The sequence below is a fragment of the Maridesulfovibrio salinus genome (assembly GCF_055394525.1).
Window position 1 is genome coordinate 3,918,725 of sequence record NZ_AP042461.1, and the last position, 13,042, is coordinate 3,931,766.

Below are 13,042 nucleotides of genomic sequence, written 5' to 3' on the forward strand. Positions count from 1 at the left end.
CGCCCCTACCACCCCTTGTGGCTGATAATATCTTTAACCTTTTCTTCGGTCTTCTCCTCGACAATAATCATTTTTTTTGCCTGAGCTTTTTTAATTTTATCAGTGAGAATGTTAATATCAGCAGGTTTTTCAACAAAATCCATAGCACCTAGCTTCATGGCCTCAATTCCCTTTTCCACGGTAGCGTGGCCGCTGAGAAGAATAACCTGCATTTCAGGATGGGTCTTTTTTATGTGCTTAAGGGCTTCAATACCGTCAATGCCGGGCATCTGGAGGTCAAGAACAATCGCGTCAAAAGATTCCGAATCAACCTTGTCCAGAGCATCCTGCGGGTTGGTGCATGCAGTCACGTTCATACCGCGCAGTTCCATACGTTCAGCCAGACCTTCAACAAATTCCTTTTCGTCATCAACGAGGAGTACTTTTTCTGCCATGATTTCTCTCCACCTGCATCATAGTGCAGTTTAAAAAGTAGTTAAAATTTAACTGTTAAAACTTTATCCTGCGGGTTGCACTCAAGAGAAGCACCCGCTGTTTCGGCTATTTTTTCCAGACCGCCCAGTGAATCTTCCGGAATCTGCTCACTCAGCCCTTCGATCCTGATGACTCCCAGCCCATTCTCTGCGGCCACCCCGATTTTAAGCTCATTGTCATTCCCGACATTGTCCATACACACTTCAAGAATCTTGGCAATGAGCCTCTGTATAATAAACGGATCACCCTTGCCCTTTACAGGATCACTCTCATCCAGAATGACTGTGACGCATTTTCTCGATGCCAGTCTGGTAAGAAGGGAAATCACGAGTGCTGTAAGTTCACGGTAATCAACTTCACACTCAGGAAGATCCACACTGTGTGCAAATCTGTTCATGTTCTTGATGATCGAGTCACCCCGTTTGATCTGAACCTGAATCTTTTCGGCAAGCCTGCCCAGCCTTTCCGGGTCCAACTCCATACCCTGTGCGGCCATCAACGAAAAATCCTGAAGCAACCCTGCATCTTCGTTGATTATAGCCAGAACATTTTTAAGATCATGAGAAATAGCCGCGCTGATCTGTCCGAAAAACTCAAGCCCATCACGATCTTTTGGCAGTGTTGTTGATTCCATGTTTATTTCTCCCTGAAGTTTATTCACTTCCAAGAGCCAGATTGATCTTATCAACCAGATCTTCAATCCTGACCGGTTTGACAAGATAACAGGCCGCTTCTTCCCTGCCGCACTTGTAATCGTCTTCCGATCCGTGACCGGATACAAATATAAACTTCATATCAGGTCTGATCTTTTCAAGCTTCTTACGCAGTTGAAGTCCGCTCATTCTCGGCATTTTTACATCCAGAACGGCCAAAGCGAATTCAGCTTCCTCAACTTTCTGAATAGCTTCTTCGCCGGAGGTCACCCATTCAGAATCAAACCCTCTGAAAGATAGACGTTCCGCCAGCGCAGAAACGAGTTCTGGCTCATCGTCTACAAGTAATATTCTCATTATCCTACCTGTCTCCATTTATTACCGGAACAGTCGGCAGTGTAAATGTAAACTCCGTACCCTTCCCGAGTTCACTCTTAACCTTCATATCACCGCCAAGATCCTGAACCAGCCCGTAAGTAATGGACAGTCCAAGCCCTGTTCCACCAGATTGCTTCTTTGTTGAATAGAAAGGCTCAAAAATTTTCTTAAGGTCCGCGGCAGGAATCCCGCACCCGCTATCCCTGACTTCAAAACAGATCTCTTTTTTATCGCAGCGCCTGACTCCGATTTCAAGGGAACCGCCATCCTGCATAGCCTGAAAAGCATTATTTATCAGGTTTAGGAGTATCTGCTCAAGTTTTCCCCGATCCGTGACTATTTCATAAATGGAATCATCAACGCTGACCTGAACATCAATGGATCTGTACTCGGCTTCCTTCTCAAGAAAACTGAGGACCGTTTCGATAATCTTACGAGGATAAACCGGCCTGAAATCGACATCGGTCTGCCGGGAGAAACTGAGCAGCCTTTTGGTTATGCGGCCGCACCTTTCAACGGATTCGATAACCGAATCGACCAGTCCCAGCACCCGCTCATCGGCCTCGTAGGCTTTGCTGAATGTAAACAGATCCTTAAGTAAGCCAGACTTTTCATTTATGATTGCAAGCGGATTATTAATCTCATGTGCAACCCCAGCCGCCAGTCGGCCTATGGATGCCATCCGGTTCTGGTGTTCCATCTGCTGCAGAGCCTTTGACCGGTTCTTGTCCGCGATATAAATACGTTCGACCAGATAAGAAGCCACACCCCACATGACCACTAGAATTACCGCAACACTTACAACCGTCAGCCAAGTGACCGTATCTCTGGAACTCTGCCATGCCCCCATGAATTCTTCCTTGGTCTTTACAAAAAGAAGCACGAAAGGAGTGTGTTCGATATAAGCATATCCAACCATGGCAGGTCCGCCATTATTAAACTCTATTTCCTCGACTTTTGTGCGGAAAGACTTCTGCGGGAGATCAAAGCTCACCTGAGTGAAAATGGCACCGTTCCAGCGCGAAGGCGTCTGAAGCCTTCCTTCCCGGTTCACCAGAAAAACATCTTCACCGGAAGAAAGATCAAGGCTTGAAAAAATATTATTGAACTGTTTGGTATCCAGTGTCGCGCGTAGGATTTTAAAGCTTTTCTTTTCCTTGTCCAGATAATGTTTCAAAGCGATAACCAGATGAGGACTGTCCCGGAAACCGAGAAAGACTTCACTTACGAAGACTCCCTTCTCAACAGCCTGCTTGAACCAGTCCTGCCCGGTGTATTCACGGCCCTCAAGATTGTACGGACCAACATATGCGACCTGCCGACCTTCTTTATTGATCACTCCGAGATCAATAAATCCTCCGAAGCTGTTCTTGAGAGACTCAAGCATTTCGGTAAGTCGGTTCCTATCGTCGAAGGAGCGGAAATCATCAAGCCCGACTAAGAGCTTGAGAGCGGACTTCCGCTCCTCCACGAAGTAGGAAACCGCCCGGCGGGTATTGGACGTTGTCCTCGCCGCCCGGAGCGTATTTTCAGATTTAATTGCACTCCCGGTGACACTCAAGTCGATAGAAGCCATGATCAGAATCGGAATAAGAGAAACCACTACCAGAATAGCGAAACAGAGCTGCCAGATACGCTTGTAGTCAAACAAGCGCTTGTAAGGTCCTGAGGACTGAGTTTCCGCATCCCAGAATTCCGGTTTGAATAATCCTTTGATCGACATGGTCCTTCTCCGGGGAGATTGTTTATCTTATGAATTACGGACTTTCGCGTAAGCTTCCTTGAGTGTGCGGCTGAGCACCTCGATATCCACGGGCTTGTTCAGGTAAGCGAACGCGCCCAGATCCATACAGGTCTTGCGGTCTGCTTCAGAACCATGACCCGTAAGTATGATCACTTCGATATTGGGACGTTCTCCCTTGACTCTGCGCAGTACCTCGATACCGTCGATGCCGGGCATCTTGAGGTCAAGGATCATTACTTCAGGCTCATCTTCCTTGACCACGTCAAGAGCGGACTCACCATCGTATACAACCGCAGAACCGAGATCACGCAGGAGCAGACGCTCGGAAAGGGTCTTCACAAATTCGCGTTCATCGTCAACCAGAAGAACACGTGAAGGAAGCTCGAAATCCATGCGGCGATAGATATCAGCCTCATAGAAATCCTTGCCGAAACTGATTTCAACCTTTTCAACACCCTCAAGAGGTTCTGCTATTTCGCGCAGGTCTTTCTCAAGACGCTCCACCATGAGAACTTTCTTGTTAATGGAGATAGTAACGGTTCCCTTGACGGCGGCAACTTCCACGTTATGGCCTTTTGAAACCAGTACGGTCTCAACCTGCGCCGCAAGCAGAAAATCCTGCACTGCCTGCCTGGACTGCTCGGTAACCTGCACAGCCGCATTGCCCAGCTGCTCCCTTATCAGAGCGACAGATTCGTCTACACCGGTTTTGCCAACGGGCACGACCATATCGTAAAGGGATGAAGCCCAGGGATCATTATTACCTGCGACTTCACGAACCCATACAGTAGCTTCTTCATCAGCGTGCTGCATAGCCTTAACAGCATCCTTCTCGGAAAACCCCTCTTCGCTCAGGGCGATTGCTGTTCTCTTGTGCACATCATCAATAAGGCAGACCTTAAGAACATGCGCCACTTCCTGAGATAAAAGCTGTGTGACCAGACCTGAAACGAGAAGAGTTTCACCCTTTGCGAGCTTGTTAGCCAGGGCAAGCCTGAGCCATGAAACAGCCCGCTCTTTCTCGTGGCTGAATTTATTGAAAATGGATGTCTTATGAGAAAAGGCCTTTGCAACGGCCTTCTTATCCATACCGCCGAGTTCTGCTGCGTCAGCAACCAGATCATCATCAGTCACGAGCTTGAATTCACCATTGTCCATCAGCCGTTTTATCACTGATTCCGTCTGGCAGAACAGACCGCTGAAAATAAACAGATCAGACATTAAAAACCTCCACTAAGCGTTACCGCTGATACGGCAGTAGGTGGTGAGAGGACAATCAGACTCGGTGCCGTCCACATGGGCCTGAGCGTGAGTCTTGCACAGAGCAGTTTCAGTATCAGCATAAACATGATCCCTGCCGATCTTTTCGAGCAGATGGGTGCGTTCAAGCACAGCCATTACCGCTTCATTGACACCGGAAAGGGAGATATCACGTCCACCGCTGCGTACAGTATCGACAATCAGTGAAAGAGCTTCTTCTCCGGATGCATCAATATCGTTGATACCGTTGCAGACCAGTATGATGTGCTTCAGGTTCGGAGATTCCAGAAGACGGTCAGTAATCTGGTCTTCAAGAAAACTCGCGTTGGCGAAGAACAGCGGCCCATCGAAACGAACGACCGCAATATGATCGCATTCGCGCAGTCCGTGAACATTGGCATCGCGGAGGACTTCGTTCTCATCTTTGGAAAGAGCAGCGACACGCGGGCGCATGCTCTTGTAAAGAAACACCCCCAGAGACAATGCAACACCTATCATAATACCTTTATCAAGGTGCGGTGCAAAAGCAAGGGTCGCTACGAAAGAAATGATAGAAATTGCGCCATCATACTTCTGTGCTTTCCATGCATGCATAAAACCGGACGCGTTGATCAGTCCGATAACCGCCATCATGATTACGGCAGCAAGAACAGCCTGCGGTAGATGGTAAAGCAAAGGGGTGAAGAACATCAGCGTAACCGCCACGATAGCGGAAGTAAAAACACTTGAAAGTCCCGTCACAGCCCCTGCCTGCAGGTTAACCGCCGATCGAGAAAAAGAGCCTGAAGCGGGATATGCTGAGCCGCACGCACCGAGCATGTTACCGAGTCCCTGACCGATAAGTTCCTGGTTGGGATCAAGCTTCTGGCCTGTTTTCGCCGCCATGGCCTTTGCAATGGAAATAGCCTCCATAAAACCGAGGAGCGAAATGATAACTGCAAAAGGAAACAGTTTCAAAATAACTTTGAAATCGAGAGTGGGAATGGCAATCGGAGGAAAACCGGAAGGAATTGTTCCGACAACAGCCCCGCCGCCCATCATTTTGAGGGAATCGGTCTTAAGCAGTTTGTTGCCGACCTTCAGACGCCAGGTGCGGCCGTCATCCTGCATTCCGGCCGGGACATTGCCCTGCAGAAAAAAGCTCATTGAGCCGTCAGACTGCTCTACTCCGCTGAAAAGCATGGAGCGCAGTTCAGCACGAAGTTCATGCGACTTATGTTTTAAAACATTAACCTCGTAATTCACTACATGAAGATCGTGTTCAGCATCATAAAAACCGATCTGGTCTTTGTCTGCCTTGGCTTTGTCTTCAAGGGCAGCAATCTGGGTGCGTTTAAGGGCAAGCTGCTCGATACCTGTTACGGACTTGTTGAACTCGGAAATAACATCCTGAGCGTGCTTATCCTGAATAGCGGATAATTCAACAACAGTGTCATGGTTGAATCCGGTCGCCCAGGAAAGCACTGTGGTTATCACAACCGCACAAAGCACGTTCGGAATTTTCGGGTTGACCTTTTTCAATCCCACCATGATTGCGAATGCCAGTACCCCCATACCCAGCGTAGGAAGATGGGTGTAATGGAAAGCCCCATGTATAACTCTCATTATTGTTTCAAAGTGAAGTTCGGCTTTATCCACGTAAACACCGAACATCTTGGAAAGCTGTGAGGAAGCAATAATGATAGCCGCCGCGTTGGTGAAACCGTTTACAACCGGGTGGGAAAGAAAGTTAACAACCAGTCCTAGACGAAGAACACCCAGCAGAAACTGAAAAATTCCGACCAGCAGAGCGAGAAGCAGTGCATAGGCGATATACCCCTCACTTCCGGCTGTCGCCAGAGGTTCAAGAGAAGCTGCTGTCATAAGCGACACAACCGCAACAGGGCCGGTGGCCAACTGGCGGCTGGAACCGAAAAGAGCTGCAACCATAGGAGGAAGCAGGGAGGCGTAAAGACCGTAGTAAGCAGGCATTCCCGCAAGCTGCGCATACGCCATGGACTGGGGGATAAGAACGAGTGCCACAGTCAGGCCGGAAATGATATCCGCTCTGAAAGCTGCGCCACTGTACTTTTTAAACCAGTCCAGAAAAGGAAAAATTCTGGTAAGCATGAAATAACACCCCTATTCAGGTTTCAACATTCTGCGGATGGACTCAATCAAATCGTTGAACAGAGCTCCCGCATCATAGAGATTAAAATTCTTGAATCTCACTAAACCATCGACCATCGTAAAAATGATGAGTGCGCTCTTCCGGGGACTTACCCCGCCAATGGTACCATCTTCCACCCCCTTTTCAATTGCCTGTTCGAACAGGTAAACCAGACAATTGTAAATGGCCTCAAGATGTTCCCGGAATTCAGGTCTGCTTTCTGCGAACTGATAGAGAAAATGTCGGTGCAAAAGTAAAAACTGATACTCCATCCGTCCTGCCAGAAGAAGGTAAAACGCAACCACCTCTTCCATTTCTTCAATTCCGGTTCCCGGCGCATGGTGTTCCATGTGCTGGTTGAACTCCTCCAGAATACGCTCCCTGGTTATTTCAAGGATACTCAACAAAAGGTGTTCCTTGTTCTTGAAGTGATAGAAGATCGTACCTTCCGCCGCCCCGGTCATACTTGAAAGTTCCTGCATGGAAGTTTCAGTGAAACCTTTGTTGGCGAAAAGTATGGTGGCAGCCTCCAGTATTGCCGCCTTCTTTTTGGACATTTTGGTCATTGTTTCTCCTCTTGATCGAAAAAACCGACTGAGCACTCAGTCGGAATTAAAAATAATCTGAATCCGGGTTCAATGTCAACCCGTTCATTTTTTCACAATACGCACGCAATTTAGCAAATAAACACCTAAAATATATCGACTTAGTCAATTTAAAACATCCAAAATATCCATGATCTTTTTTTCACAGAGTCCATTTTTCTAAATAAACTGAGCCACTACTCGGTTTTTATTGATCATTTTTTTTGATAGTTCAAGCAAAAAAACCGAGCGCTCACCACATAAAAATCTTATTCGGCGCGAAAAAGCCCCGAATCCTTAAAGAAGGATTCGGGGCCAGTCATATTTGTTATAGCGTTAGATTTTATTCAAACCCCTTCAACACCCCACCAAGAACTTCAAGATACTCTTCAAGCATATCGGGCATAATATCCGCCATGTGACCTACGCGAAAAATGGGAGATTCACCCATTTCTGCCAGTTCCTTGTTGATCTTTCCATAACCGGGGTCGAACAGGTAACCATGACCACGCATGATCTCCTTGACCTCTTTCAGCCTGTCGATAGTCATCTGGGCCGGAGTCTTAAAGGTAGTCAGGCTGGGCGAACGGTAACCTTCCTGCGCGAAAAGTTCATAACCACCCATCGTATCAGCCCACTCATGGGCGATGGCGCGCATCTCTTCATGGCGTCTGAAACGTCCCTCGACCGTTTCATCATTAACTATATAATCAAGCTGCACACACATCTGGTTGGCAAGAGTTCCGTTCGGGGTAGTCAAAGTCTGGTTGAGCTTTGCCTTGCCCATCTGGGCTATAATATCAGTGGTGTAGCCGCGGTTCTGGACGGTTTCGGCCTTTTCAATCGCCTCATCACAAATGAAACCAATGCCGAACCCGGCAGGCAGTCCCAGTGATTTCTGGGTTGAGGTGCAATACATGAGCGGTCTGGATTCATTGATCATGGACGGAGCACCACCGAAAATGGAAACCGCGTCGATAATCGGCTTTGCACCGTATGATCTTACCATTTCACTGATAGCAACGATATCGTTGATAACACCGGTAGAAGTTTCATTATGGGTAAAAGTGACAACGTCAGGCCGGTGCTCTTTAAGGGCATCCTCAAGCTTTTCAAGATCAACAGCCCTTCCATAGGGAAACTTAAGCTGAACAGCATTCTTTCCGTTAAGAACTGCCAGCTTGTGATATAAATCCCCGAAGGCGCCTATTGAAACATTGAGAACCTTCTCGGAGTCAGCAACAAGTGAACGCACAGAAGCCTCAAGGACATTCGTTCCGGAACCGTTAAAGATAACCGGAGTATACCCCTCAGGATTTCCTGCGATGTTCATGAGATTTTCCATAATCGGACCGAAGCGTTTGGGGTTTTCCGCATCACGGTGTCCGAATTCCGGCAGAAGTCCAGCCTTGCGCACTTCCTCGCGCAGCATGATGGGGCCGGTTATAAAAAGTTTGAGTTCATCAAAATTATCTCCGATCATTATTTGCCCCTTTCTTTTTCTTTTTTATTAATTTAACCCCGCCCTAATTTTGCATTTCGAAATAAAATGTATTTTCGAGCGGTGTAAGGTAAAATTCAAGGTTCGAATAATCTTCCATTTTTCAGCTCTATGTCAAGTTCAAAAGGAGGGATACCTTTACAATCAGTGCTGTGGTTATTATATCAAACTGGTAGGAGCCACTTTATAAGTGAAATTTTATTCGGCTGAACAGCTGATTAATGGAGTGCCCCTGAATTTTATGCTGCTTTGCGTTTCTTAACAACCTCACTGCAAACAATTATGTATAAAAAATGGACAGTTAACAAATACATCCTGTAACAAAATCAACCTCAAATATAATTTTTTAGCAAAATAGTTGCTTGATTTTCAGGTGGACCCCCACTATATTGCCTTCTTTTCTTCACAGGGGCTGTTCTGCCCCAAACATAAAAACACTCACGGTAAGATATTATGCCTCAGTTAGGTCCTCATATTTCTATTCCCGCCGAAGCGCTCCTGCAGAGAGTGCTAGGTCTCGATGCCTATGAATTCAAAGGCTGGCCTGAAGATGTGCGCATGCTTTCGGAAAGCATTGCTGCGGAACTCTTCCTTGTGCGCTACAATCCTTTCATCGATCCGGAGCTTGTCCGCAAGTCCGTCTCCCGCACGCTCACACTTGCCCGTCCCAGCCTTTCCGGCGAATACCCGCAAAGACTGACCAGAGCGGTTGAAAATTTCTGGCTCAAACAGGATGCAGATAGAGAATTCAAGGACAGATTCATCGAAAAAATGAAGGAAATCCTTCCTGAACACTGTATCGGCCTTGATCCGCATACCCTTGTTCAGTCCGCCACGGATGCAACAGACCTTCGTATTGAGCTGCCCATAGCAGTACTTTTTCCCGAAGAAACCGAGCAGGTTCAGGCAATTGTACGCCTCGCCAACGAAATGCAGTTCGGTCTGATCCCCCGGGGCGGCGGAACCGGTGCGACAGGTGGAGCTATACCGGCACTCGACCGTACCGCAGTGCTCTCCCTTGGCAGGTTCAAAAAGATAATGAGTGTAGACACCCAGTCCATGACTCTCTGCGCCCAGTCAGGAGTAATCACTCTGGACGCCATCAAGGCAGCAGATAAAAAAGGGGTGCTATTCACCGTGGACCCCGCATCCAAAGCAGGCTCCTCCCTTGGCGGTAATATTTCGGAAAACTCCGGCGGGCCCTTCGCTTTTGAATACGGCTGCACTATCGACAATATCATCAGCTATAAAATGGTTATGCCTAAAGGCGAACTGATCGAAGTCCGCCGTCAGGGACATCCCGGTCACAAAATTTTCGCGGATGAAAAAGCAACCTTCGAAATCTATGATGCTAAAGGCAGTCGCATAGATATGATTGAGCTCAGCCCCGAGGAAATCCGCAGTACCGGGCTTGGAAAGGATGTTACCAACAAGTATCTCGGTGGACTCCCCGGAGTGCAGAAAGAAGGAGTGGACGGCATCATTACCGAATGCTGCTTCGCTCTTTATCCCAAGCCGAGCATATCCCGCGTGCTGTGTCTTGAATTTTTCGGACGCTCCATGCGCAATGCCATGCTTGTCATCAAGGATGTAGTAGCCCTGCGTGACACCATCCGTGAAGAAGGCGATCTGGTTAAAATATCCGCGCTTGAAGAGTTCGGTCCCAAGTATGTTCAGGCTATCAAATATGTAAAGAAGTCTGAAAAATACGAAGGTGATCCCATCTCCGTTCTTATCCTCCAGCTTGACTCTGATGACGAAGCCGCTCTCCAGAGTGCCGTTGACACCATTATGTCCATAGCGCAGCCCTATGACGGAGTGGACATCTTCGCTGCCCGTGATGCGAAAGAGGCTGAAGTATTCTGGGAGGACCGTCACAAGCTGTCCGCTATCGCAAAAAGAACCTCCGGCTTTAAAGTAAACGAGGATATCGTTATTCCCCTTGAGGTTATCCCGGACTTTTCCGACTTCCTTGAGGACCTCAACCTCATTTACCTTGCCAAGATCTACCGCAGATCATTGCTTGCGGTTAAAGAACTCCCCGGCTTTCCTATCGAGGAACCAAAAGTGGAACTGGCTCTTGAGCGCACCACAAATATCCTCAAAGGCAAGATAACCGGAACCGACATGAGCGATCAGGAGCTTGAGGGACAGGTGCATTTTCTTTTTCAGGAACTGCGCGATGAATTTCCCAAGCTTGATTCGGATATTTCCAGAATATTTAAAAAGCTCAAGGACCAGCGCATCATCATTGCTAACCACATGCATGCCGGTGACGGCAACTGTCATGTAAACATTCCGGTCAACTCCAACGACCCGGAAATGCTCCACTCCGCACATGAAGCGGTTGATGATGTGTTCAAAAAAGTTCTTGAATTGAAAGGTGAGGTTTCCGGTGAGCACGGAATCGGCATTACCAAAATCGACTACCTGTCTGAATCCAAGATCGAAGCCATCCGCGACTACAAGCTCAAGGTTGACCCGCTGAATATACTCAACCCCGGCAAACTGACCCGCAGGGATCTTCCTTCTCCGGCATACACATTCTCGTTCAACAGGCTCATCAACGACCTGAACAAGACCGCTATCAAGGACAAGGAACACCTTATGGAACTGCTCCAGAACATCCAGACCTGCACCCGTTGCGGAAAATGCAAGCAGGTCTGCCCCATGTATTTCCCGGAGCAGGGACTCATGTACCATCCGCGCAACAAGAACATCGCCCTTGGCGCACTTGTTGAAGCAATCTACTATTCTCAGGTACAGCGTGGTGAGCCGACCCCTGAACTGATGACCAGACTTCGCAAACTGATGGAGCATTGCACCGCCTGCGGGCGCTGCACATCAGTATGCCCTATCAAAATAGACTCCGCCGGAGCCGCCCTTCAGATCCGTTCCTTCCTTGAGTACAAGGGAACCGGAGGTCATCCTGTTAAAAACGCGGTACTCGGCTTCATTGCCAAAGATCCTCAGAGCAGGCTGCCCAAGGCTGCCAAGTTTCTATCCCTTTCGGCCGGACTCCAGTCCAAGGCTGTGGGTCTTGTTCCCGGACACTGGCGCAGACGCATGGAATCTCCCATGCTGCACAGCAAAACCCCGGCCATGGACTTCCAGAACCTGTCCGAGACCATTAATCTGGACAAAGGCTCCATGTTCATGCAGAACACCCCCGCCAAGGACAGTGTATATTACTTTCCGGGCTGTGGAGCTTCCCTGTTCTCCAAGGACATCGGAATGGCAACCCTGTATCTGCTGCTCAAGTCCGGTGTGAACGTGATTATGCCCGCCAAACATCTTTGCTGTGGTTATCCGCTGCTGGCCAGCGGTTGTGTTGAGGCATACAATACCAACCGTCACCGCAATATCAGTGACATCCAGTACCGTATTGCCAAGGCATCAATTGCCGGAATGGACGTATCTACCCTGATAACCGCATGCGGAACCTGCCGCGAATCTCTTGATTCATACGAATTCAGAGAACTCGGGCAGGAGATCAAACGCAGTGATGCAGTCCAGTATCTGCTGGCTAATCCCGGACAACTGGATTTCAGCTCTGTCAGCGCGGATCAGGAAGTTATCTATCATGCATCCTGCCACACTGAATGGACTGAAGTTAAAAAATCCAAAGCCCCTGAAATGTACCGCAACGCAATCGCCGACATTCTGGGAACCAAAGTCACTCTCTCCCCGGGATGCTGTGGTGAATCAGGTCTCGGTTCAATAACCAGCCCTGAAATATATAACAAACTCAGAGACCGCAAAGGAGATCAGCTTAAAAATGATCTTCAGGGGCAGGACAAGAACACTCCGATTCTGGTAGGCTGTCCTTCCTGTAAAGTCGGTATTAAACGCAATGTGGACAACCTTAAGAAACAGAATAGGGTTATGCACACAGTTGAATATCTGGCCGAAGTCATAGGCGGACCGAAATGGCGCAAGGATTTCAAAAAAGAACTTGAAAAAGCCAAGCGTCAGGACGAACTGGTACTGATTTAGAGAAACCATGACCAATGCCCCCGGCTGCCCTTTAAGGGCTTGCCGGGGGCATTTTTATACGCTATCGCTTTTTCCGATATTTCTTGGTTGTGGGCGGTTTCAAAGGCTCCTTGAGTTTTTGACATGTGGTTTACTATAAGATTTGAAATATCCGAACGTATGCCCAGAGAGTTTAAGCCCAATTGTGTACGCATGTGCCGGGCCGACCTTATCCCATACTGATAAACGAGAACTACACAACCGGATAATCCACAATTACGGAAAGATGAGGATTTTAAGTCATAATTTTACCACATCCATAGA

Annotated in this window: 9 protein-coding genes; 1 reads left to right on the top strand and 8 read right to left on the bottom strand. The window is 48.0% G+C overall.

Annotation, left to right across the window (positions count from 1 at the left end):
- Positions 1–5 precede the first annotated feature (5 nt).
- The 8 genes from ACZ5PW_RS18085 to ACZ5PW_RS18120 form a co-directional block, all read right to left on the bottom strand.
- On the bottom strand, positions 6–434 hold the full coding sequence (locus ACZ5PW_RS18085; RefSeq protein ID WP_464556303.1) for a response regulator: 429 nt from the start codon (positions 432–434) through the stop codon (positions 6–8).
- A gap of 41 nt (positions 435–475) precedes the next feature.
- Positions 476–1,108 carry a sensor histidine kinase gene (locus tag ACZ5PW_RS18090; RefSeq protein ID WP_464556305.1) on the bottom strand — a complete coding sequence of 211 codons (633 nt, stop codon included), beginning with the start codon at positions 1,106–1,108 and terminating at the stop codon, positions 476–478.
- Positions 1,109–1,127: 19 nt separating this feature from the next.
- A complete protein-coding gene (locus ACZ5PW_RS18095) occupies positions 1,128–1,484 on the bottom strand; it encodes a response regulator (RefSeq protein WP_464556307.1) in 357 nt (118 codons plus the stop codon).
- Between the two features lie 4 nt (positions 1,485–1,488).
- The gene (locus ACZ5PW_RS18100; protein WP_464556309.1) at positions 1,489–3,228 is read right to left on the bottom strand and encodes a sensor histidine kinase; all 1,740 of its coding nucleotides are present in this window, start codon (positions 3,226–3,228) and stop codon (positions 1,489–1,491) included.
- 27 nt (positions 3,229–3,255) lie between these two features.
- Positions 3,256–4,470, bottom strand: a complete 1,215-nt coding sequence (locus ACZ5PW_RS18105) for a response regulator (protein ID WP_464556311.1) — start codon at positions 4,468–4,470, stop codon at positions 3,256–3,258.
- Positions 4,471–4,482: 12 nt separating this feature from the next.
- On the bottom strand, positions 4,483–6,618 hold the full coding sequence (locus tag ACZ5PW_RS18110) for a SulP family inorganic anion transporter (protein WP_464556312.1): 2,136 nt from the start codon (positions 6,616–6,618) through the stop codon (positions 4,483–4,485).
- 12 nt (positions 6,619–6,630) lie between these two features.
- Positions 6,631–7,224 carry a TetR/AcrR family transcriptional regulator gene (locus tag ACZ5PW_RS18115; protein WP_464556314.1) on the bottom strand — a complete coding sequence of 198 codons (594 nt, stop codon included), beginning with the start codon at positions 7,222–7,224 and terminating at the stop codon, positions 6,631–6,633.
- A 361-nt stretch (positions 7,225–7,585) separates the two neighbouring features.
- The gene (locus ACZ5PW_RS18120; RefSeq protein WP_464556316.1) at positions 7,586–8,725 is read right to left on the bottom strand and encodes a pyridoxal-phosphate-dependent aminotransferase family protein; all 1,140 of its coding nucleotides are present in this window, start codon (positions 8,723–8,725) and stop codon (positions 7,586–7,588) included.
- 471 nt (positions 8,726–9,196) lie between these two features.
- Between ACZ5PW_RS18120 and ACZ5PW_RS18125 the strand changes: the two genes are divergently transcribed.
- Entirely contained in the window at positions 9,197–12,739 is a 3,543-nt protein-coding gene (locus ACZ5PW_RS18125; protein WP_464556318.1) for an FAD-binding and (Fe-S)-binding domain-containing protein, read from the top strand.
- Positions 12,740–13,042: the final 303 nt, after the last annotated feature.